Source organism: Streptococcus sp. 20925_1_69, from assembly GCF_041432365.1.
Taxonomy (GTDB): domain Bacteria; phylum Bacillota; class Bacilli; order Lactobacillales; family Streptococcaceae; genus Streptococcus.
Genome location: NZ_JAPVZL010000001.1, coordinates 195,912 through 219,151 on the forward strand (window position 1 = coordinate 195,912; position 23,240 = coordinate 219,151).

23 protein-coding genes and 1 pseudogene are annotated in these 23,240 nt (G+C 39.3%); 22 read left to right on the forward strand and 2 right to left on the reverse strand.

Features of this window, described 5'->3' with window-relative positions; all coding sequences use genetic code 11:
• The first annotated feature begins 4 nt into the window (after positions 1-4).
• From ptsP to O3601_RS01005, 3 genes and pseudogenes are all read left to right on the forward strand, one after another.
• Complete coding sequence (gene ptsP / locus O3601_RS00995; RefSeq protein WP_125447745.1) at positions 5-1,738, forward strand: phosphoenolpyruvate--protein phosphotransferase; 1,734 nt, start codon at positions 5-7, stop codon at positions 1,736-1,738.
• Positions 1,739-1,871: 133 nt separating this feature from the next.
• Positions 1,872-2,366 carry a YkgJ family cysteine cluster protein gene (locus O3601_RS01000; RefSeq protein WP_000031476.1) on the forward strand — a complete coding sequence of 165 codons (495 nt, stop codon included), beginning with the start codon at positions 1,872-1,874 and terminating at the stop codon, positions 2,364-2,366.
• A gap of 39 nt (positions 2,367-2,405) precedes the next feature.
• A pseudogene (locus tag O3601_RS01005) lies at positions 2,406-2,951 on the forward strand (ClbS/DfsB family four-helix bundle protein).
• Here the strand turns inward: O3601_RS01005 and dhaQ are convergent.
• Together dhaQ and dhaS are read right to left on the reverse strand one after the other, a co-directional pair.
• Positions 2,910-3,899: a DhaKLM operon coactivator DhaQ gene (gene dhaQ, locus O3601_RS01010; protein ID WP_371470475.1), complete on the reverse strand. Its 990-nt coding sequence runs from the start codon at positions 3,897-3,899 to the stop codon at positions 2,910-2,912. The pseudogene O3601_RS01005 and the gene dhaQ overlap by 42 nt on opposite strands.
• Complete coding sequence (gene dhaS, locus O3601_RS01015) at positions 3,896-4,426, reverse strand: dihydroxyacetone kinase transcriptional activator DhaS (protein ID WP_173217888.1); 531 nt, start codon at positions 4,424-4,426, stop codon at positions 3,896-3,898. The genes dhaQ and dhaS overlap by 4 nt, the downstream gene beginning before the upstream one ends.
• Positions 4,427-4,579: 153 nt before the next feature.
• Here dhaS and dhaK point away from each other — a divergent pair, with 153 nt between their 5' ends.
• From dhaK to spxR, 19 genes are all read left to right on the forward strand, one after another.
• On the forward strand, positions 4,580-5,569 hold the full coding sequence (gene dhaK, locus O3601_RS01020; RefSeq protein ID WP_371470477.1) for a dihydroxyacetone kinase subunit DhaK: 990 nt from the start codon (positions 4,580-4,582) through the stop codon (positions 5,567-5,569).
• A gap of 21 nt (positions 5,570-5,590) precedes the next feature.
• Positions 5,591-6,166, forward strand: coding sequence for a dihydroxyacetone kinase subunit DhaL (gene dhaL / locus O3601_RS01025; protein WP_371470478.1), 576 nt, complete (start codon positions 5,591-5,593; stop codon positions 6,164-6,166).
• Positions 6,166-6,540, forward strand: a complete 375-nt coding sequence (dhaM, locus tag O3601_RS01030; RefSeq protein ID WP_050208301.1) for a dihydroxyacetone kinase phosphoryl donor subunit DhaM — start codon at positions 6,166-6,168, stop codon at positions 6,538-6,540. Before dhaL ends, dhaM begins: the two co-directional genes overlap by 1 nt.
• A 644-nt stretch (positions 6,541-7,184) precedes the next feature.
• Complete coding sequence (locus O3601_RS01035) at positions 7,185-7,916, forward strand: hypothetical protein (protein ID WP_371470479.1); 732 nt, start codon at positions 7,185-7,187, stop codon at positions 7,914-7,916.
• 153 nt (positions 7,917-8,069) lie between these two features.
• Positions 8,070-8,264 (forward strand): hypothetical protein, encoded by a 195-nt coding sequence (locus O3601_RS01040; RefSeq protein WP_371470480.1) that lies wholly within the window; start codon positions 8,070-8,072, stop codon positions 8,262-8,264.
• A gap of 48 nt (positions 8,265-8,312) precedes the next feature.
• A complete protein-coding gene (locus O3601_RS01045) occupies positions 8,313-8,531 on the forward strand; it encodes a hypothetical protein (protein WP_261202698.1) in 219 nt (72 codons plus the stop codon).
• A gap of 129 nt (positions 8,532-8,660) precedes the next feature.
• Complete coding sequence (locus O3601_RS01050; protein WP_371470481.1) at positions 8,661-9,353, forward strand: YjjG family noncanonical pyrimidine nucleotidase; 693 nt, start codon at positions 8,661-8,663, stop codon at positions 9,351-9,353.
• Between the two features lie 63 nt (positions 9,354-9,416).
• Positions 9,417-10,070, forward strand: a complete 654-nt coding sequence (locus tag O3601_RS01055) for a uracil-DNA glycosylase (RefSeq protein WP_371470482.1) — start codon at positions 9,417-9,419, stop codon at positions 10,068-10,070.
• Positions 10,071-10,079: 9 nt separating this feature from the next.
• A complete protein-coding gene (locus tag O3601_RS01060; protein ID WP_001135768.1) occupies positions 10,080-10,544 on the forward strand; it encodes an 8-oxo-dGTP diphosphatase in 465 nt (154 codons plus the stop codon).
• Positions 10,545-10,556: 12 nt separating this feature from the next.
• The gene (locus O3601_RS01065; RefSeq protein WP_371470487.1) at positions 10,557-11,825 is read left to right on the forward strand and encodes a dihydroorotase; all 1,269 of its coding nucleotides are present in this window, start codon (positions 10,557-10,559) and stop codon (positions 11,823-11,825) included.
• 41 nt (positions 11,826-11,866) lie between these two features.
• Positions 11,867-13,228 (forward strand): sodium-coupled multidrug efflux MATE transporter PdrM, encoded by a 1,362-nt coding sequence (gene pdrM / locus O3601_RS01070; RefSeq protein ID WP_371470489.1) that lies wholly within the window; start codon positions 11,867-11,869, stop codon positions 13,226-13,228.
• A 153-nt stretch (positions 13,229-13,381) separates the two neighbouring features.
• On the forward strand, positions 13,382-14,350 hold the full coding sequence (locus tag O3601_RS01075) for a thiamine pyrophosphate-dependent dehydrogenase E1 component subunit alpha (protein ID WP_371470491.1): 969 nt from the start codon (positions 13,382-13,384) through the stop codon (positions 14,348-14,350).
• 15 nt (positions 14,351-14,365) lie between these two features.
• Positions 14,366-15,358, forward strand: coding sequence for an alpha-ketoacid dehydrogenase subunit beta (locus O3601_RS01080; RefSeq protein ID WP_371470492.1), 993 nt, complete (start codon positions 14,366-14,368; stop codon positions 15,356-15,358).
• A 451-nt stretch (positions 15,359-15,809) separates the two neighbouring features.
• Entirely contained in the window at positions 15,810-16,853 is a 1,044-nt protein-coding gene (locus O3601_RS01085; RefSeq protein ID WP_371470494.1) for a dihydrolipoamide acetyltransferase, read from the forward strand.
• Positions 16,854-16,898: 45 nt separating this feature from the next.
• The gene (lpdA, locus tag O3601_RS01090; protein WP_371470496.1) at positions 16,899-18,602 is read left to right on the forward strand and encodes a dihydrolipoyl dehydrogenase; all 1,704 of its coding nucleotides are present in this window, start codon (positions 16,899-16,901) and stop codon (positions 18,600-18,602) included.
• A gap of 61 nt (positions 18,603-18,663) precedes the next feature.
• Positions 18,664-19,653 (forward strand): lipoate--protein ligase, encoded by a 990-nt coding sequence (locus O3601_RS01095; protein ID WP_371470497.1) that lies wholly within the window; start codon positions 18,664-18,666, stop codon positions 19,651-19,653.
• Between the two features lie 487 nt (positions 19,654-20,140).
• The gene (locus O3601_RS01100; protein ID WP_371470499.1) at positions 20,141-21,400 is read left to right on the forward strand and encodes a UDP-N-acetylglucosamine 1-carboxyvinyltransferase; all 1,260 of its coding nucleotides are present in this window, start codon (positions 20,141-20,143) and stop codon (positions 21,398-21,400) included.
• 15 nt (positions 21,401-21,415) lie between these two features.
• Positions 21,416-21,967: a GNAT family N-acetyltransferase gene (locus O3601_RS01105; RefSeq protein WP_001028727.1), complete on the forward strand. Its 552-nt coding sequence runs from the start codon at positions 21,416-21,418 to the stop codon at positions 21,965-21,967.
• Complete coding sequence (gene spxR / locus O3601_RS01110; RefSeq protein WP_371470500.1) at positions 21,960-23,237, forward strand: CBS-HotDog domain-containing transcription factor SpxR; 1,278 nt, start codon at positions 21,960-21,962, stop codon at positions 23,235-23,237. Before O3601_RS01105 ends, spxR begins: the two co-directional genes overlap by 8 nt.
• Positions 23,238-23,240: the final 3 nt, after the last annotated feature.

Below are 23,240 nucleotides of genomic sequence, written 5' to 3' on the forward strand. Positions count from 1 at the left end.
GAAAATGACAGAAATGCTTAAAGGAATCGCAGCATCTGACGGTGTTGCAGTTGCAAAAGCATATCTACTCGTTCAACCGGATTTGTCATTCGAGACTATTTCAGTCGAAGATACAAACGCAGAAGAGGCTCGTTTGGATGTAGCTCTTGAAGCTTCTCAAAACGAGCTTTCTCTTATCCGTGAGAAAGCTGTAGGTACGCTTGGTGAAGAAGCAGCTCAAGTTTTTGACGCTCATTTGATGGTTCTTGCTGACCCAGAATTGATCGGTCAGATTAAAGAAACAATTCGTGCTAAGAAAGTCAATGCTGAAGCGGGTCTTAAAGAAGTGACTGACATGTTCATCACTATCTTTGAAGGCATGGAAGATAACCCATACATGCAAGAACGTGCAGCGGATATCCGCGACGTGACAAAACGTGTATTGGCAAACCTTCTTGGTAAGAAATTACCAAACCCAGCTTCAATCAATGAAGAAGTAATCGTGATTGCACATGACTTGACACCATCTGATACAGCTCAATTGGACAAAAACTTTGTAAAAGCTTTTGTAACCAACATCGGTGGACGTACAAGCCACTCAGCTATCATGGCACGTACACTTGAAATTGCAGCTGTATTGGGAACAAATAACATCACTGAAGTAGTGAAAGACGGTGATATTCTTGCCGTTAACGGAATTACTGGTGAAGTGATTATCAACCCAACAGATGAACAAGCGGCAGAATTTAAAGCAGCTGGTGAAGCTTATGCTAAACAAAAAGCTGAATGGGCACTTTTGAAAGATGCTCAAACAGTGACTGCTGATGGTAAACACTTCGAGTTGGCTGCTAACATCGGTACTCCAAAAGACGTTGAAGGTGTTAACAACAACGGTGCAGAAGCTGTTGGACTTTACCGTACAGAATTCTTGTACATGGATTCTCAAGACTTCCCAACTGAAGATGAGCAGTATGAAGCATACAAGGCTGTTCTTGAGGGAATGAATGGTAAACCAGTAGTTGTTCGTACAATGGATATTGGTGGAGATAAGGAACTTCCTTACTTCGATATGCCACACGAAATGAACCCATTCCTTGGATTTCGTGCCCTTCGTATCTCTATTTCTGAAACTGGAGATGCAATGTTCCGTACACAAATCCGTGCTCTTCTTCGTGCTTCTGTTCATGGTCAATTGCGTATCATGTTCCCTATGGTTGCCCTTTTGAAAGAATTCCGTGCAGCCAAAGCAGTTTATGAAGAAGAAAAAGCAAACCTTCTTGCTGAAGGAGTTGCAGTTGCGGATGATATCCAAGTTGGTATCATGATTGAAATCCCTGCAGCAGCGATGCTTGCAGACCAATTTGCAAAAGAAGTAGACTTCATGTCAATTGGTACAAACGACTTGATCCAATACTCAATGGCAGCAGACCGTATGAACGAACAAGTTTCATACCTTTACCAACCATATAACCCATCAATCCTTCGCTTGATCAACAACGTTATCAAAGCAGCTCACGCTGAAGGTAAATGGGCTGGTATGTGTGGTGAGATGGCTGGTGACCAAAAAGCTGTTCCACTTCTTGTCGGAATGGGATTGGATGAGTTCTCTATGTCAGCAACATCTGTACTCCGTACACGTAGCTTGATGAAGAAATTGGATACTGCTAAGATGGAAGAGTACGCTAACCGTGCCCTTACAGAGTGTTCAACAATGGAAGAAGTTCTTGAACTTCAAAAAGAATACGTTAACTTCGATTAATGTAATCAACCTTGTAACCTAGTTGCAAGGTTTTTTGACGCATTTTGGAAAAGTATAGTATTATAAAGTACACTTTTAAATGCTCCAGAGGCATGGTATAATAGGGGGAAGTAAATAGAATAAGAGAGAAACCATGTCTAAAGAAATTGATATTGAGTACTACCATCAGCTAGCCTTGCAAAAGCAGAAGGAACATCGTAAAGTGTTAGCCAATTTAAAGAAAAAGCCACCAAAAAATCTAGATAAGATAGCCCAGCAGATTCATCAAGAGGTCTTTGCGGAGATTGATTGTACCGCCTGTGCTAACTGTTGTAAGACTTTAGGGCCAGACTTTAAAGAGGCAGACATCACCCGTATTGCTAAGTATTTTAAGATGAAATTGCCGGCCTTTGAAGCAGAATTTCTGCAGGTGGATGAAGATGGAGACAAGGTTTTCAAATCCATGCCCTGTCCGTTTTTAGGAGGAGATAACCTCTGTTCCATCTATGACGTTCGTCCAAAAGCCTGTCGTGAATTTCCCCATACAGACCGTAAAAAGATCCATCAAATCAACCATTTGACGATTAAAAATACCTTGACCTGTCCAGCAGCCTATCTCTTTGTTGAGAAATTAAAGGATAAGTTATAGAGATTTAAAGGATAAAAAATAATATGAAGGGAGAACTCTGTGCCTAGACCGAAAGCAAAAGAGGAGCTAATGCTGGCCTCTAAGGAAAACTATGAAAAGCTCAATCGTTTCATCTCCCAACTAAGTGAAGATGAGCTACAGACTCCATTTGATTTTTCAAGAGACCTAAAGAAAAAAGAAGCTCACTGGAAAAGGGATAAAAATCTGCGGGATGTCTTGATCCATCTTTATGAATGGCATCAGTTACTTTTGACTTGGGTACATTCTAATCAAAAAGGTCACGAAAGACCTTTTCTCCCTGAACCTTATAATTGGAAAACTTATGGACAAATGAATGTCGCTTTTTGGAAGAAGCACCAGAAAACATCTTTAGAATAAGCGACTAGACTCCTAGAACAATCACATAGAGAGGTTTTAGAGTTGATAGAAGTTTTTAGCAATGACGAACTCTTTGTCAAAGGTATCTATAAGTGGACGGGAGGGACAAGTCTAGGTTCCTACTTTGTTAGTAGCACGTCAAGCCACTATGATTGGGCTAGCAAATTACCATGCAAAAGCTGTTGTTGGAGCATTGAGCGCTTCTAACCATTGTTTATTTTTCGCAGGGCAAAGAGTTACGGATATACCTGCCATATCCAGACTGGTCATAAATGTTCCTGATTTTATAAATGTAATAGTGATTCCTTCAATTTCTAAGAGTTGAAGGAGATCATTGATAAATATACCCATTTCTAGGTTGCTGGTAGTGCCTAGATTATTTACAAGCAATATAAATTGATCACCTTTTTTCCAATGATAGTGCAATCTTAACTTACTTATAATTTCATTTGCCAGGATTTCCGATGATTGGAATGGGACGATACGATAGCCTTCTTCGCCATGTATACCAATACCATAAGAAATATTTCCTTCTTCCAAGTTAAATAGTGGAAGGGTGGCTTGAGGGAGACTAGCCGATTTCGTTGCAAAGCCAATTGTTGCGATTTCGGGAGCAAGTTCATGACCTAAATCAGTTAGTTGCTCTATTTTGGCACCATTTTGAGCTGCATATCCTAGAACTTTATGAAGTAAAATAGTCCCTGCAAGCCCTCTTCCTCTAATTTGAAATCTATTGTGAGGTTCAATAGAAATATCGTCGTGTGCTAGACTATAGCCGACCTTAATTCCTTCTTTTCTAGCAGTATTAATGGCCGAGCTAAATTCTTTGATGTCTGCTTCGAAATTTTTTACAATGATGAAGACACCGTGACCATTGTTTAAAAAACGAATGGACTCTAAGATTTCAGTTCTTGTAGGAGGAGTAAATAATTGGCCATAGATAGCAGCAGTAAGCATGCCTTCTCCCACATATCCAATATGCGCAGGTTCGTGACCGGAACCTCCACCCGCCAATATTGGAACCTGATGAGGATTGTGATTTTTTTGATAGACTAGTGGTAAAGTAGGGTGTTTTTCTAATTCAGGATGACTGCTGACAGTTGCTGAAATGTAACTTGAAATAATTTTCTGTTTATGATTTGAAATAAATGTCATTGTGGTCTCTTTCCAATAATTGTCATGATTAGAAAGTCTGGTTGTGGAACTGGACTTTTTTTATTGACGTAAGCCTTCACGATTTCTGCTAGAGCATGTGAATGATAGTCTAACAAAAAACAAGTATAAGCAGATGAATCGATATCAATCTGACCGTATTCTCTTAAAATTTTTGATACAAGCAAGCGACAGTAGCTGATAAAGTGGTCATAGAAGTTATTTTGCCCTTGAATATCAAAAAGTTGAATATAAAAGTCACGCTCTTGTTCGAAATAAAGAAATAGTTCTTGTAATAGTTTTTGGCCTGAAATGAAGTCCAAGTTATTGGTGATATACTCGGTTAAGTCATTTTCAAATATCCAGTCTAGCAGTTCATATTTGTCAAGAAAGTGATTATAAAAGGTCTGTCTGCGAATGCCAGCTGATTCCATGATATCTACAATAGAGATTTTATCAAATTCTCTAGTAGCTAATAGGTCTCTAAATGCCTTGGCAATTCGTTTTTTTGTAATGAGTGATGATGCCATAGGAAGCCTTTCTTTTACTTACTTCATTTTACCAAAAAAATGTTTTAAACGGGTTTAAAAGGGGACAAATAATAGAATCTGTCCCTTATCAGCCAGCAATAAAAAATATATAATGAAAGCGAAAACAAAGGTAGATGCCGAAAGGAGTTTCTCATGAAAAAAATTATAAATGAACCGACACAAGTTGTTGATGAAATGTTGCAGGGATTGTCATTTATGCATGATGACTTGGTAGAACGCTTAGATGGTTTTGATGTCATCGTTAGAAGGGCAGAAAAGACAGGAAAAGTTGGACTCATTTCAGGCGGAGGCTCAGGACATGAACCAAGTCATGCTGGATTTGTAGGGGATGGAATGTTGTCAGCTGCCATTTGTGGAGCAGTCTTCACTTCACCTACTCCGGACCAAATTTTAGAAGCCATTAAAGTGGCTGATGAAGGTGCTGGGGTATTCATGGTCATCAAGAACTATTCTGGAGACATTATGAACTTTGAAATTGCACAAGAACTTGCTGAGATGGAAGGTATTGATGTAGCAAGTGTTGTAGTCGATGATGATATTGCTGTTGAAAATAGTCTCTATACCCAAGGGCGTCGTGGTGTTGCAGGAACTATATTAGTCCATAAAATTTTGGGTGATGCGGCTCGTTCTGGTAAATCATTATCTGAAATGAAGGACTTAGCTGACAAACTTGTCTTAGAAATTAAAACAATTGGGTTGGCCTTGTCTGGAGCAACCGTTCCTGAAGTTGGTAAACCAGGATTTGTTCTAGAAGATGATGAATTTGAATATGGAGTTGGTATTCACGGTGAGCCTGGATATAAAAAAGAGAAAATGCAACCTTCAGCACAATTAGCTTCAGAATTGGTTGAAAAATTATCTGAAGGTTTCCAACTTAAAGCTGGTGAACGCTATGGTCTTCTCATTAATGGTTTAGGAAGCACTCCTCTTATGGAACAATACGTATTTGCAAATGATGTGTCTAAATTACTCCATGAAAAAGGTGTTGAGTTGGCATTTAAGAAAATTGGGAACTATATGACCTCAATCGATATGGCTGGCTTGTCATTGACATTGATTCGATTGGCAGATGATGAGTGGTTGGATGCTCTAAATGCACCTGTTACTACACCAGCTTGGTAAAACTCAAGGAGGAAATGTTTCATGAATGCTGAACAAGCTCTTGAATGGATGAAGCTTTTTAATGAAAAGATTCAAGAACAGAAAGATTACCTTAGTGAGTTAGATACTCCTATAGGAGATGGAGACCACGGTGGAAATATGGCGCGTGGCATGGCTGCAGTTATGGAGAACTTAGAAGGAAAGCAATTTGAGACCAGCAGTGATGTCTTTAAACTTGTCTCAATGCAGCTACTAAGTAAGGTAGGCGGTGCTTCTGGTCCCTTGTATGGCTCTGCTTTTATGGGCATGGCCAAGGCTGATTCAAATTTGAAAATAGAGGAAATCTTACAAAGCGGTTTGGAGATGATTGTCAAACGTGGGAAAGCAGAAGTTGGAGAAAAGACAATGGTTGATGTTTGGACTCCTGTTATTGCTGCCTTATCTGCTGACAAATTGACTCAAGAGGTTATTGATAAGGTAGTGAATGCTACCAAAAATTTACTTGCAACTAAAGGAAGAGCATCTTATGTAGGAGAACGTTCTCTTGGACATATTGATCCTGGATCATTCTCATCAGGATTACTCTTTACTGCTCTTTTAGAAACTGGGGTGGTTTAATGGGAAGTATTGGTCTTGTTATCGTTTCACATTCCAAAAATATTGCAGAAGGTGTTGTTGAACTGATTAGTGAAGTAGCTAAAGATGTTCCGATTACTTATGTAGGAGGAACCGAAGATGGAGGAATTGGAACAAGTTTTGATCAAGTAGATAGGGTTGTTTCCGAAAATCCAGCAGATACTTTATTAGCCTTTTTTGACCTAGGTTCTGCTAAAATGAACTTAGAAATGGTGGCTGATTTCAGTGATAAAAGCATCATGATCAATAGGGTTCCAATTGTAGAAGGCGCCTATACTGCAGCAGCTCTTCTTCAGGCTGGTGCAGAACTGTCAGTTATTCAAACACAGTTGTCGGAGCTTGAAATCAATAAATAAGGAATTTTACTATAACTCTTTTTATAGGTGGGCTATTGATTATCTCAACTATCAAATTTTAAGTAAATAATTTCAAAATCAGAAAGGAATTGCTTTGGGCAGTTCCTTTTTATTTTGACAGGAGTAAAGCTATAGTGTTTCTAAATTGTGAATCAATCAAAACTGATTGTGATGGGACTATTCTAGCTTTAGAATCCTTCAAAAATTAAAATTTAAGGTAATCAATGGTTTAGAATAGTGCAAAAACATTTAGTTTATAGGGATTCTAGGCCCAGAATAGCATATATATTTATGAAAACGGAACATTCGATAGTTAGGAGTGTTCTATTCTGAAAGATTTGGACTGTCAATCTCCTAGAGTAGTAGTTTGATAATGAATTTTGTTGAGAGATTCCTTGTTTTATGGTAGTATAAAGTAAAAGAAAGCCTTATCATTATATTTGTATCTTTAACCTGAATTGGTTTATGTCTAGGATGGGGATAGATATTTTGGTTATCCAAATAATAATTATATTTTCACTTGCAAAAAGTGTATTTCAACTTTACCTAATGCAGAAGAAGGAAATATCATGAAATGCTTATAACTTGTTTGAAAGAGAATGTAAACTAAAAATGGACTCCCTTTACATATTAGGAGTAGGTAGATGAGTAATCTAGAGTCAATTCGTAAAGCGCATATCATCGTGTGGGGGGGCTATCTATTTTTATCATTAAGGGCGCCGCTAATTAGCAGCACTGAGTATTTCTTGCTTCTTTTTTTAGCGTTTCTCTATTCAATAGTATCGCTACCTCTATATTCTGTGAAGAATAAAATAGTATCCATTTGTCTGGCTATAAACTCAATTCTGTTAATGATTTTCCCGATTTTAATCAATAAATATTTCCCAGGAAAGGTTTCTACTTATATCGTATTAATCAGTATTTTTATCCTGGAGTTCTTAATCTTTAATAGAATTGGTAGAGATTTTGATACTAGATTAGCTAGTGAGTATAGGAAAATCAGTCAGTTTAAAAGTAAGATATCTCAATCTCCTTGGATAAAATATTTAGAGATTTCTAGTTTTATATTAACTATATTTCCATTTACTCTTCATGGTACAGTTGATAATCATGTACTGACTCTTATCCTTTTGATAAAAATTTGTGTAGATACTACGATAAAGTTTATATTAAACAGAATCTTTAAGACAAGTAAGGCAATGAAAAGGAGGATATTTTCTCTTTTCGCAGTAGATTTGATTGTCTATTTATTTTTAGGCTATGTTTTAGCAATGCAAAAAGACGGATATCTGTTTTCAATTCTACTAATTTTTTCTAATTTTTCCCTCCCCTTTATCAGAGAAAAAGAGTATGAATTATTTAAGAACAAGAAGTGAGATAGATATGGTGGCTTTATTAAAACTGAGAATAAATTTTGGGAGATACTTTTATTTATTTTAGGTGTATTGCTAATTGGAATTGCGTTACTAAGTCATAAAAAAATTAAATTTTGGAAATAGCGTTAGTGAGAAGAACAGGATGATAGTATTATGATGGTTGTGGTGTTTTTGTATTATGTAATTACAGAGTATTTTCAGAATAGTTATATTGACTGTATACTATTTCTAATATTGCTGATTTCTCATTTGATATGGGATTACTATTTTTTGCCCATTGAAGTTTTAGTGGCATTAAGTGGAGTAAATTTGCTGTCAAGATTATTCAAAAAAATGAGAAGTCAATAGAGTTGTTAGTGGACTATAAAGATGAAAGGTAAAATGGGGATATTTAAAATGAAACATTTTTTTGCAGGAATTGGTGAGATAAGATTTAGTAGTTATCTATTGTCTCTATGTGTAGGACTAGCCCCTCTTTTTCATATCTATGTAATAGGCTCTGAAATGAGTTTTGTAAAAATAGTATTATCTATTTTGGGCGTCATATTTGTTTGTATTTTAACTACTGCTCGAATTTATAGAAGATTTTTCTATAATAAAAATAAATTTGATTAGAATAGAATAGTATGGGGTAGTTAACCAATTGGAACTATTATTTTTGTGATACTAAACTACTTTTAAGTTTTTACATTGAACAGCAGACTGAAGTGAAAGTTGTTTATCTTAGAAAGGAAAACTCTCAAATTGCCCTACAAAGTTTTACTCTTCGACCTTGACCATACCTTGCTTGATTTTGATGCTGCTGAGGATGTGGCTTTGACGCAACTTCTAAAAGAAGAAGGGATTGCAGATATTCAGGCTTATAAAGACTATTATGTTCCTATGAATAAGGCTCTCTGGAAGGACTTAGAGCAAAAGAAAATCAGTAAACAAGAGCTGGTTAACACGCGCTTTTCTCGTTTATTTGCTCACTTTGGACAGGAAAAAGACGGTAGTTTTCTAGCCCAGCATTATCAATTTTACCTCGCTCAGCAGGGGCAAACGATTTCGGGTGCTCATGAACTTTTGGACAGCCTCATCGAGCGTGATTATGAGCTATATGCTGCGACAAATGGCATTACTGCCATTCAGACAGGGCGTTTGGCTCAATCTGGTCTAGCACCTTATTTCAATCAAGTCTTTATCTCTGAACAGTTGCAAACACAAAAGCCAGATGCTTTTTTCTATGAAAAAATCGGTCAGCAGATTGCTGGATTTGATAAAGAAAAAGCCCTGATGATTGGAGATTCTCTAACCGCCGACATTCAAGGCGGCAATAATGCGGGGATTGACACGATTTGGTACAATCCTCATCACCTCGAAAATCATACACAAGCCCAGCCGACTTACGAAGTCCATTCTTATCAAGACTTGCTGGATTGTTTAGATAAACTGTAAAAAGTGGTTTAGATAGCCACTTTTTGCTATAATAGAGGCAGTAAATACGAAGGAGTAGGCTTTATGCAACACTCATCTTGGCATGCTTTGATTAAGGAGCAATTACCTGAAGGTTATTTCGGGAAAATCAATCAGTTTATGGAGCAGGTCTATGCTCAGGGTACTGTTTATCCGCCCAAGGAAAAGGTTTTTCAAGCTCTCTTGACAACACCGCTTGAAGAAGTTAAGGTGGTGATTCTAGGGCAAGATCCCTATCACGGGCCAGGTCAAGCGCAGGGTTTGAGTTTTTCTGTACCTGACTCTATCCCAGCTCCGCCATCCTTGCAAAATATCTTGAAAGAATTGTCAGATGATATCGGGGTTAAGAAATCTCATGATTTGACAGCTTGGGCTGAGCAAGGAGTCTTGCTTCTTAATGCTTGTTTGACAGTTCCTGCTGGACAGGCCAATGGTCATGCTGGTCAGATATGGGAGCCTTTTACGGATGCTGTGATTCAGGTGGTCAATCATCTAGATAGACCAGTCGTTTTTGTACTCTGGGGAGCTTATGCACGTAAGAAGAAGGCCTTAGTTACCAATCCTCATCACTTGATTATCGAATCAGCCCATCCCAGTCCTTTATCGGTTTACAGAGGATTTTGGGGTTCCAAGCCTTTTTCCAAGGCCAATGCATTCTTAAAAGAGACAGGACAAGAGCCAATCGATTGGCTTAGATAAGGAGAAAATATGCCTCAGTTAGCGACGATTTGCTACATTGATAACGGGAAAGAATTGCTTATGCTCCATCGTAATAAGAAACCCAATGATGTCCATGAAGGGAAATGGATTGGTGTGGGTGGTAAGCTAGAGCGAGGAGAGACGCCTCAGGAATGCGCGGCGCGTGAAATCCTCGAAGAAACAGGGCTCAAAGCCAAGCCAGTTCTAAAAGGTGTCATCACTTTTCCTGAATTTACACCAGATTTAGACTGGTACACCTATGTTTTTAAGGTGACAGAGTTTGAGGGTGACTTGATTGATTGCAACGAGGGGACGCTGGAATGGGTTCCTTATGATGAGGTTTTGAGCAAGCCGACTTGGGAAGGTGACCATACCTTTGTTGAGTGGCTTTTAGAGGACAAACCCTTCTTTTCAGCTAAGTTTGTTTATGATGGGGATAAATTGTTGGATACCCAAGTTGATTTCTATGAATAAAGGAGAAAGCAGATGCTACTAATCAAAAATGGTCGTGTAATGGATCCCAAGTCTGGTTTGGATCAAGTGTGTGATGTCTTAGCCCAAGATGGGAAAATTATCAAAATTGCACCTGAGATTAAAGAAGAAGGAGCAGAGATGATTGATGCTACAGGTCTTGTGGTTGCTCCTGGCTTGGTCGATATTCATGTTCATTTCCGTGAACCTGGTCAAACTCATAAGGAAGATATTCACACAGGTGCCCTTGCAGCCGCTGCAGGTGGTTTTACAACTGTCGTCATGATGGCTAATACTAGTCCAACCATTTCAGACGTGGAGACTTTGCAAGAAGTTCTCCAGTCAGCTGCCAAAGAGAAGATTAATGTTAAGACGGTTGCGACCATTACTAAAAATTTTAATGGGCAAGATTTGACTGACTTTAAAGCACTCTTAGAAGCTGGAGCAGTTGGATTTTCAGATGATGGCATTCCACTCGAAAGTAGTAAAGTTGTCAAGGAAGCCATGGAGGAAGCTAAAAAGCTTAATACTTTTATTAGCCTTCATGAAGAAGATCCAGGATTGAATGGGATACTTGGGTTTAATGAAAATATTGCTAAAGAGCATTTCCATATCTGCGGTGCAACTGGGGTGGCTGAGTATGCTATGATGGCGCGTGATGTTATGATTGCCTATGCAACTAAGGCTCATGTTCACATCCAGCATTTGTCTAAGGAAGAAAGTGTTAAAGTAGTGGAGTTTGCTCAAGGATTGGGAGCGCAAGTCACAGCAGAAGTAGCGCCACAGCATTTCTCTAAGACAGAAGCACTTCTTTTGACTCAAGGTAGCAATGCTAAGATGAATCCACCGCTTCGCTTGGAATCAGACCGTCGTGCCGTGATTGAAGGTCTCAAATCAGGCGTCATCACAGTTATAGCGACTGACCATGCGCCTCATCATGCAGATGAGAAAAACGTTGAGGATATTACCAAAGCGCCATCTGGTATGACTGGTTTGGAAACATCTCTTTCTCTCGGTTTAACTTATTTGGTGGAAGCTGGAGAGTTAAGCTTGATGGAATTACTAGAAAAGATGACCTACAACCCAGCCAAGCTTTACAACTTTGAAGCAGGTTACTTGGCTGAGAATGGTCCAGCGGACATCACTATTTTTGATGCTAAGGCTGACCGCCTTGTGGACTCCCATTTTGCTTCCAAAGCAGCTAATTCACCATTCATTGGTGAAAGCTTAAAAGGGCAGGTTAAATATACCATCTGTAAGGGACAAATTGTCTATCAAAACTAGGTGGAAGTCTGCTTTGTAAACTAGAAAAATAGAGAGACTATATGTATCAAACCCATCATTTTAAAGACAAGTTTATCTTATTTTTAAAGATATTTTTCCCTATCCTGATTTATCAATTTGCCAATTATTCTGCTTCCTTTGTTGATACGACTATGACAGGTCAATACAATACCATGGACTTGGCTGGTGTGTCTATGGCAACCAGTATCTGGAATCCTTTCTTTACATTCCTAACAGGGATTGTATCAGCCTTAGTGCCTATCATTGGTCACCATCTTGGGCGAGGTAAAAAGGAAGAAGTTGCGTCTGATTTTTACCAGTTCATCTATCTGGCCTTGGGCCTATCTGTGCTCTTGCTGGGAATGGTACTTTTCCTGGCACCACCAATTTTGAATCATATTGGACTAGAAGCACCGGTGGCGGCAGTAGCGGTTCGCTATCTTTGGTTTTTATCTATCGGAATTATCCCCCTGTTGCTTTTTAGTGTCATTCGTTCCTTGCTGGATTCGCTGGGCTTGACCAAACTTTCCATGTATCTCATGCTTTTGTTACTTCCCTTGAATAGTGGATTTAACTACCTCTTGATTTACGGGGCCTTTGGTGTTCCAGAACTGGGAGGTGCTGGTGCTGGTTTAGGAACATCCTTAGCCTACTGGGTCTTGCTTGGGATTTCTGTTCTGGTTTTATTTAAACAGGAGAAGCTCAAAGCCCTACATCTTGAGAAACGAATTCCACTTAATATGGATAAAATCAAGGAAGGAGTTCGCTTGGGTCTGCCTATTGGGGGAACTGTCTTCGCGGAAGTGGCTATCTTTTCAGTGGTTGGCTTGATTATGGCTAAGTTCTCATCCTTGATTATCGCTAGTCACCAGTCAGCTATGAACTTTTCAACTCTCATGTACGCCTTTCCTATGAGTATCTCATCTGCTATGGCTATTGTTGTTTCCTATGAAGTGGGAGCCAAACGATTTAATGATGCGAAAACCTATATTAGTCTAGGAAGATGGATTGCCCTCATTTTTGCAGCCTTCACCTTAACCTTCCTATACATTTTTAGGGGAAATGTGGCTAGTCTTTATGGTAATGATCCAGAATTTATCGATTTGACAGCGCGTTTTTTGACTTACAGCCTTTTCTTCCAGTTAGCAGATACCTTTGCGGCACCGCTTCAGGGAATTTTACGGGGCTACAAGGATACCGTTATTCCTTTTTACCTTGGTTTGGTTGGTTATTGGGGTGTAGCGATTCCAGTGGCTATGGTATTCGACTCTCTAACAGATTTTGGAGCTTATTCATACTGGATCGGTTTGATTATTAGTTTAATCGTGAGTGGGGCGCTCTACCGTTGGCGTTTAACTGTGATTATGAAGAGGTTTGAATCTTTGGCAAAATCTAAATGTTAAAAAGTTTGTGAAAAAATATTCTTAATAAGAAAATCCCTTGTTTTCATGGGGTTTTCTTTTTTATTTTGTGAATTTTTCTTTAGAAAAACTTTGACAGTATTTATCAAAAACGGTAAAATAGTAAGGTAAGAAGAAAGTTAGAAAGGCAAGAAGATGTCAACTTTAGATAAAAATCTTTTGCTAGAAATGTTCCGTAAGATGGAAGAAATCCGTCGTATGGACTTAAAAATTGCGCAATTAGTAAAGAAAGGGAAAGTGCCAGGAATGACGCACTTTTCTGTTGGAGAAGAGGCAGCTAACGTGGGTGCTATGTTAGCTCTCAATCCAGATGATCTAATTACATCAAACCACCGTGGTCATGGACAAGCTATTGCCAAAGGAATTGATCTCAACGGAATGATGGCTGAAATCCTTGGTAAATACACTGGAACCTGTAAAGGTAAAGGTGGTTCTATGCATATCGCCGACCTTGATGCTGGGAACCTTGGTGCCAATGGTATCGTAGGTGGTGGTATGGGAATCGCTGTTGGTGCAGCCCTTAGTCAGCAAATGCAAAATACTGGAAAAATCGTAGTCTGCTTCTTTGGAGATGGTGCGACTAACGAAGGTGTTTTCCACGAAGCAGTAAATATGGCCTCTATCTGGAAACTCCCAGTCATTTTCTACTGCATCAACAACGGTTACGGTATCTCTGCGGATATCAAAAAAATGACTAATGTGGAGCATATCCATCAACGTAGTGCTGCATATGGAATTCCTGGAATGTTCATCGAAGATGGAAACAATGTTATCGAAGTCTATGAAGGATTTAAGAAAGCTGTAGATCATGTTCGTGGTGGCAATGGTCCAGTCTTGATTGAAAGTGTAACTTACCGCTGGCTTGGTCACTCATCATCAGACCCTGGTAAATATCGTACACGTGAAGAAGTGGAATTGTGGAAACAAAAAGACCCAATCGAAAATCTTCGCAAGTACCTCATTGAAAACACTATTGCAAGTGCCGAAGAATTGGAAGAAATCCAAGCGCAAGTGAAAACAGCAGTAGAAGCTTCTGTTAAATTTGCGGAAGAAAGTCCATTCCCACCGCTTGAAACAGCATTTGAAGATATTTACGCAGACTAAGGAGAAAGAGATAAAATGGAAACAAAAACAATGTCCTTCCGTGACACCATTATCCTTGCTATGTCTGAGGAAATGCGTCGCGATGAAAATGTGTTCTTGATGGGAGAAGACGTCGGTGTCTTTGGAGGAGACTTCGGAACTTCTGTTGGAATGCTCGAAGAATTTGGTCCAGAACGTGTTCGTGACTGTCCGATTTCTGAAGCTGCCATCTCTGGAGCAGCAGCAGGAGCAGCCATGACAGGCCTTCGTCCAATCGTTGATATGACCTTCATGGACTTCTCAGTTATTGCCATGGACAATATCGTCAACCAAGCCGCTAAAACACGTTATATGTTTGGTGGTAAAGGTCAGGTTCCAATGACTGTTCGATGCGCTGCTGGTAATGGAGTTGGATCTGCAGCCCAGCACTCGCAATCTCTAGAGTCTTGGTTCACTCACATTCCTGGTCTTAAGGTTGTGGCACCAGGTACACCTGCGGACATGAAAGGGCTGCTTAAGTCTTCTATTCGTGATAACAACCCTGTTATCATTCTTGAGTACAAGTCAGAATTTAACCAAAAAGGGGATGTGCCAGTTGATCCAGACTATACAATCCCACTAGGTGTTGGGGAAATTAAACGTGAAGGTACAGATGTAACAGTTGTAACTTATGGGAAAATGCTTCGCCGTGTGGTTCAAGCTGCCGAAGAATTAGCAGAAGAAGGAATTTCTGTTGAGATCGTTGACCCACGCACCCTTGTTCCGCTTGATAAGGATATCATCATAAACTCAGTTAAGAAGACTGGTAAAGTTGTTTTAGTCAACGATGCCCACAAAACAAGCGGCTATATCGGAGAGATTTCAGCTATTATTTCAGAATCGGAAGCATTTGACTATCTAGATGCACCAATCCGCCGTTGTGCAGGAGAAGATGTGCCAATGCCTTATGCACAAAATCTAGAAAATGCAATGATTCCAACAGTTGAAAGCATCAAAGATGCAATCCGAAAAACTTATAACAAAGAATAGGATTACATAAGATAAATTATGTAAAGTGGTTTAAATTTTTAACTTTTGTAACTTGAGATACATTTCGTATCCAACTTATTTGTAAAGTTGCGACAGGAGAGAGTCGAATCGATGTTATTCGACGAACGACTTAGTAAGTCTACTAGGTTGACCGCATAATAGCGGCAACCGTAGCAACTTGAGATACGTGTTGTATCCAAGTTGCTTGTAGAGTTGAACACGGGCTAAAAGCTCGGAAAAAAGATAAATCTCCTTGGCTTCATCGAAGCCATCGTTGATTTCCTATTTTTCGGTCGCTTTTAAACGCCCTTAGTATCATAAAATTGAACACGGGCTAAAGTCTGTGTGAAAAAGATAAACTTTCCTAGAAACTAAAGTTTCTTCGCCAAGTTTCCTATTTTCACTTTGACTTATGACGCCCTTAATATCTTAGTATAGAATTGGAGAGGTCATGGCTGATGACAAGCTAAGAGCGACTCCTGCAGCTAGAAAGTTAGCGGATGATTTAGGGATCAACCTCTACAACGTTTCTGGCTCAGGTGCAAACGGTCGTGTCCACAAAGAAGACGTGGAAACTTATAAAGACACAAACGTGGTTCGCATTTCGCCACTTGCAAAACGAATTGCCCTCGAACATAACATTGCTTGGCAGGAAATTCAAGGAACCGGTCATCGTGGTAAAATCATGAAGAAGGATGTTTTGGCCTTGCTTCCTGAAAATATCGAAAACGATACCATCAAGTCTCCTGCTCAGATTGAAAAAGTGGAAGAAATTCCTGATAATGTAACACCATACGGTGAAATTGAACGTATTCCAATGACACCAATGCGTAAGGTGATTGCTCAACGTATGGTTGAATCTTACTTGACTGCCCCAACCTTTACGCTTAACTACGATGTCGATATGTCTCAAATGTTGGCCCTTCGTAAGAAAGTCCTTGAACCAATCATGGAAGCAACTGGTAAGAAAATTACCGTTACAGATTTGCTTTCACTTGCAGTTGTTAAGACTCTTATGAAACACCCATACATCAACGCTTCATTGACAGAAGATGGCAAGACTATTATCACTCACAACTATGTCAATCTTGCCATGGCAGTTGGGATGGATAATGGATTAATGACACCTGTTGTTTACAATGCTGAGAAGATGAGTCTTTCAGAACTGGTTGTAGCCTTTAAGGATGTTATTGGCCGTACCTTGGATGGTAAATTAGCTCCAAGCGAACTGCAAAATTCAACCTTCACAATCAGTAATTTGGGAATGTTTGGTGTTCAGTCCTTTGGTCCGATTATTAACCAACCCAACTCAGCTATCCTTGGTGTGAGTTCGACAATTGAGAAGCCAGTTGTCGTCAATGGTGAAATTGTGATTCGTCCAATTATGAGCCTAGGATTAACCATTGACCACCGTGTCGTAGATGGTATGGCTGGTGCTAAGTTTATGAAAGACTTGAAAGAATTGATTGAAAATCCAATCTCAATGTTGATTTAAGAACAAGAGTATTCATTTTAAAGATATAGATAAAGGAAGGAAGACATGGCCTTAGAAGTAATTATGCCAAAAGCCGGCGTGGATATGACAGAAGGACAAATCGTCCAATGGAATAAAAAAGTCGGAGAATTTGTAAAAGAAGGAGAAATCCTTTTGGAAATCATGACTGATAAAGTCAGCATGGAATTGGAAGCTGAAGAAGACGGATACTTGATTGCCATCCTCAAAGGAGATGGTGAAACTGTCCCTGTAACGGAAGTTATCGGCTATCTTGGTGAAGAAGGGGAAAATATCCCAACAGCTGGAGCAGCAGCGCCAGAAGCTAGCCCAGTACCTGCAGCAAGTGCTTCAAATGATGATGGTAAGAGCGATGATGCTTTTGATATCGTTGTGATTGGTGGAGGTCCTGCTGGTTATGTTGCAGCCATTAAAGCTGCCCAACTCGGTGGTAAGGTTGCCCTTGTTGAGAAATCTGAACTCGGTGGAACCTGCTTGAACCGTGGTTGTATTCCAACCAAGACATACCTTCATAACGCTGAAATTATTGAAAACATCGGTCATGCCGCAAACCGTGGTATCGTCATCGAAAATCCAAACTTCACTGTAGATATGGACAAACTCCTTGAAACTAAGTCTAAGGTTGTTAATACCTTGGTTGGTGGAGTTTCAGGTCTTCTTCGTAGCTATGGAGTTACTGTACATAAAGGTATTGGTACCATCACTAAAGATAAGAATGTCTTGGTAAATGGTTCTGAATTGCTTGAAACCAAGAAAATCATACTTGCTGGTGGTTCAAAAGTCAGCAAGATCAATGTCCCTGGGATGGAATCTCCACTTGTCATGACCAGTGACGACATTCTTGAAATGAACGAAGTGCCAGAAAGTCTTGTTATCATCGGTGGTGGGGTTGTCGGCATCGAACTCGGTCAGGCCTTCATGACATTTGGTTCAAAAGTGACTGTTATCGAAATGATGGACCATATCGTGCCAGCTATGGATGCAGAAGTGTCTAAGAATCTTCGCTTGATCCTTGAACGTAAAGGAATGACCATCTTGACTGGTACTAAACTGCAAGAAATCATTGAGGAAAATGGTCAACTTCGTATCAAGGTTGAAGGAAAAGACGATATCATCGCAAATAAAGCTCTTCTTTCAATCGGTCGTGTTCCAGACCTTGAAGGTATTGGCGATGTTGAGTTTGAATTGGATCGTGGTCGTATCAAGGTCAACGAATACATGGAAACTTCTGTTCCAGGTATTTACGCACCAGGTGACATCAACGGTACTAAGATGTTGGCTCACGCAGCTTTCCGTATGGGTGAAGTTGCCGCTGAAAATGCCCTTAAAGGAAATCATGCTGTTGCCAAGTTAAACTTGACTCCAGCAGCTATCTACACTCTTCCTGAAGTAGCAGCAGTAGGTTTGACAGAAGAACAAGCCCGTGAGAAATACGATGTAGCCATTGGTAAGTTTAATTTTGCTGCTAACGGTCGTGCCATTGCATCTGATGCAGCACAAGGTTTCGTTAAAGTCATCGCAGATAAGAAATACGGGGAAATCCTTGGTGTTCACATCATCGGTCCTGCAGCTGCAGAATTGATCAATGAGGCGTCAAGCATTATCGAAATGGAAATTACTGTTGAAGAAATGCTGAAGACTATCCACGGACACCCAACCTACTCTGAAGTGATGTACGAAGCATTTGCGGATGTTCTAGGAATGGCTATCCATTCACCTAAGAAAAAATAAAAGAAAGATAGATTAGACTGGAAAGGTGTTTTCCAGTCTCTATCGTATAAGAAGGTATCTCATGAAATATATTATCAATCATTCAAACGACACCGCTTTTAATATCGCCTTGGAAGAATATGCCTTTAAACATCTTTTGGATGAGGATCAAATCTTCCTACTTTGGATTAACAAGCCATCTATCATTGTTGGTCGTCACCAGAATACCATCGAAGAAATCAACCGTGATTATGTTCGAGAAAACGGAATTGAAGTAGTGCGTCGTATCAGTGGTGGTGGAGCTGTTTACCATGATTTAAATAACCTCAACTACACGATCATCTCAAAAGAAGATGAGAACAAGGCTTTTGACTTTAAGAGCTTCTCAACGCCAGTTATCAATACACTAGCTCAACTTGGGGTTAAAGCTGAGTTCACAGGTCGTAACGACTTAGAAATCGACGGTAAGAAATTCTGTGGTAATGCCCAAGCCTATATCAATGGCCGTATCATGCACCACGGTTGCTTGCTCTTTGACGTTGATTTGTCAGTCCTAGCAAATGCCCTTAAGGTTTCAAAAGATAAATTTGAATCAAAAGGTGTGAAATCCGTCCGTGCTCGTGTGACCAATATTATCAATGAATTGCCAGAAAAAATCACAGTTGAAGAATTCCGTGATTTACTCTTGGAATACATGAAAAAAGAGTATCCAGAGATGACAGAATACGTTTTTTCTGAGGAAGAATTGGCTGAAATCAATCGAATCAAGGATACTAAGTTTGGAACTTGGGACTGGAACTACGGTAAATCACCTGAATTTAACGTCCGTCGTGGAACAAAATTCACTAGTGGTAAGGTTGAAGTCTTTGCTAATGTTACTGAATCAAAAATCCAAGACATCAAGATTTATGGTGACTTCTTTGGTATCGAAGACGTTGCTGCAGTAGAAGATGTCCTTCGTGGGGTGAAATATGAACGTGAAGATGTCCTCAAAGCTCTAGAAACTATTGATATTGCACGCTATTTCGCTGGTATTAGCCGTGAAGAAATCGCTGAAGCAGTTGTAGAGTAAAGAAAAGCCATTTGTTAGTCATTGTGGGGGTGAAGGAAAGATATCCTCTGGATAGGACAAATCTTGAAGTCTGCTGAAAGAAAATCAAAAATAACTCGCTTCCAATCCTTAATAAAAAACTAGGTAGGGTTGAATATAGAGATAAGAAAGTTAGTAATAGATTGAATGTAAGGTGACACAGGCGCGAGTTGCTTTTTGATTTCTATATAGTATAGACACCACCAAAAGACTATTATTTCTATAGTTGAACGATACCTCAAAAGTTAGACATAGAAAATCTAATTTTTGAGGTATTTTATAATTTTTAATTCAGGATTTTTTAGTATCAAAAGATGTTTCATAAAATATGGACTCAACCTTTCAACTTAATCCTATTTATTGCTTACTATCCAATAAAATTGAAAAGGATGGAAAAAAGGTTGCATTTATGATATAATTTATTTTAAAGACCTTATTAGAAATCTTGAAAGAGTATTAAAAACTTAGAATGAGAAAAATTGTTATCAATGGTGGATTACCACTACAAGGTGAAATCACTATTAGTGGTGCTAAAAATAGCGTTGTGGCCTTAATTCCAGCTATTATATTGGCTGATGATGTAGTGACTTTGGATTGCGTTCCAGATATCTCGGATGTAGCCAGTCTTGTCGAAATCATGGAATTGATGGGAGCTACTGTTAAGCGTTATGACGATGTATTGGAGATTGACCCAAGAGGTGTTCAAAATATTCCAATGCCTTATGGGAAAATCAATAGTCTTCGTGCATCTTATTATTTTTATGGAAGTCTTTTAGGTCGCTTTGGTGAAGCCACAGTTGGCTTGCCTGGAGGGTGTGACCTTGGTCCTCGCCCGATTGACCTACACCTTAAGGCTTTTGAAGCTATGGGTGCTACTGTTAGCTACGAGGGAGATAACATGAAGTTATCTGCCAAAGATACAGGACTTCACGGTGCAAGTATTTACATGGATACAGTTAGTGTCGGTGCGACGATTAATACGATGATTGCTGCGGTTAAAGCGAATGGTCGTACTATTATTGAAAATGCAGCCCGTGAACCTGAGATTATTGATGTTGCAACTCTCTTGAATAATATGGGTGCCCATATCCGTGGGGCAGGAACTAATATCATCATTATTGATGGTGTTGAAAGATTACATGGAACGCGTCATCAGGTGATTCCAGATCGTATTGAAGCTGGAACATATATATCTTTAGCTGCTGCAGTTGGTAAGGGAATTCGTATCAATAATGTATTATATGAACATCTAGAAGGTTTTATCGCTAAGTTGGAAGAAATGGGAGTTCGAATGACTGTTTCTGAAGACAGCATTTTTGTCGAAGAACAGTCTAATTTGAAAGCAATCAATATTAAAACAGCTCCTTATCCTGGATTTGCAACTGATTTGCAACAACCGATTACCCCACTTTTACTAAGAGCGAATGGTCGTGGTACAATTGTTGATACGATTTACGAAAAACGTGTAAATCATGTTTTTGAACTAGCAAAGATGGATGCGGACATTTCGACAACAAATGGTCATATTTTGTACACAGGTGGACGTGATTTGCGCGGGGCAAGTGTTAAAGCGACTGACCTACGAGCTGGGGCTGCACTAGTCATTGCTGGGCTTATGGCTGAAGGTAAAACTGAAATTACAAATATCGAGTTTATCTTACGTGGTTATTCTGATATTATTGAAAAATTACGTAATCTAGGAGCGGAGATTACACTTGTTGAGGATTAAACCGTAGAGGTGTTTATGAATATTTGGACCAAATTAGCAATGTTTTCTTTTTTTGAAACGGATCGCTTGTATTTGCGTCCTTTCTTTTTTAGTGATAGTCAAGACTTCCATGAGATAGCCTCAAATCCTGAAAATTTACAATTTATTTTCCCAACTCAGGCAAGTCTGGAAGAAAGTCAATATGCATTAGCAAATTACTTTATGAAGTCCCCTTTGGGAGTGTGGGCAATTTGTGACCAGAAAAATCAACAAATGATTGGTTCTATTAAATTTGAGAAGTTAGATGAAATCAAAAAAGAAGCTGAGCTTGGCTATTTTTTGAGAAAAGATGCTTGGTCGCAAGGATTTATGACAGAGGTTGTTAGAAAAATTTGTCAGCTTTCTTTTGAGGAATTTGGCTTAAAACAATTATCTATCATTACCCACCTTGAAAATGAAGCTAGCCAAAGAGTTGCTCTTAAGTCTGGATTTAGTTTGTTCCGTCAGTTTAAGGGAAGTGATCGCTACACAAGAAAAATGCGGGATTATCTTGAATTTCGGTATGTAAAAGGAGAATTCAATGAGTAAGCATCAGGAAATTCTAAGCTATTTGGAGGAATTACCAGTAGGTAAAAGGGTCAGTGTTCGTAGTATTTCAAACCATCTGGGAGTCAGTGATGGAACGGCCTATCGCGCTATCAAGGAAGCTGAAAACCGTGGAATTGTGGAGACCCGTCCTAGAAGTGGAACAATCCGTGTTAAATCCCAGAAAGTTGCGATTGAAAGATTAACTTTTGCTGAAATTGCAGAAGTGACTTCTTCTGAGGTTCTGGCTGGGCAAGAAGGTTTAGAGAGAGAATTTAGTAAGTTTTCAATTGGTGCAATGACTGAACAAAATATCTTGTCTTACCTTCACGATGGGGGACTCTTGATTGTCGGAGACCGAACCCGTATTCAGTTGCTAGCCTTGGAAAATGAAAATGCAGTTCTGGTTACAGGGGGATTTCAGGTTCATAATGATGTACTTAAACTGGCCAATCAAAAAGGAATTCCTGTTCTGAGAAGCAAGCATGATACTTTCACTGTCGCGACTATGATCAATAAAGCCTTGTCAAATGTCCAAATCAAGACTGATATTCTGACAGTTGAGAAACTTTATCGTCCGAGTCATGAGTATGGTTTTCTGAGAGAGACCGACACTGTTAAAGATTATTTGGACTTGGTACGCAAGAATCGTAGCAGTCGTTTTCCAGTTATTAACCAACATCAGATTGTCGTTGGAGTTGTAACTATGAGAGATGCTGGCGATAAATCACCAAGTACTACAATTGATAAGGTCATGTCTCGTAGTTTATTTTTGGTTGGATTATCGACAAATATTGCCAATGTGAGTCAACGGATGATCGCAGAAGACTTTGAAATGGTACCGGTTGTTCGAAATAATCAAACCTTGCTTGGAGTTGTGACACGACGAGATGTCATGGAGAAAATGAGTCGTTCCCAAGTTTCGGCTCTACCAACTTTTTCTGAGCAGATTGGTCAAAAACTCGCTTATCACCATGATGAAGTCGTCATTACAGTGGAACCCTTTATGCTTGAGAAAAACGGTGTTTTAGCTAATGGTGTATTGGCAGAAATTCTGACCCACATGACCCAAGATTTAGTTGTTAATAGTGGTCGCAATCTCATCATCGAACAAATGCTGATTTACTTTTTACAGGCTGTTCAGATAGATGATATACTGCGCATTCAAGCACGAATTATTCACCACACTAGACGGTCAGCTATTATTGATTACGATATTTATCATGGTCATCAGATTGTTTCAAAAGCAAATGTGACTGTTAAAATTAATTAGAAA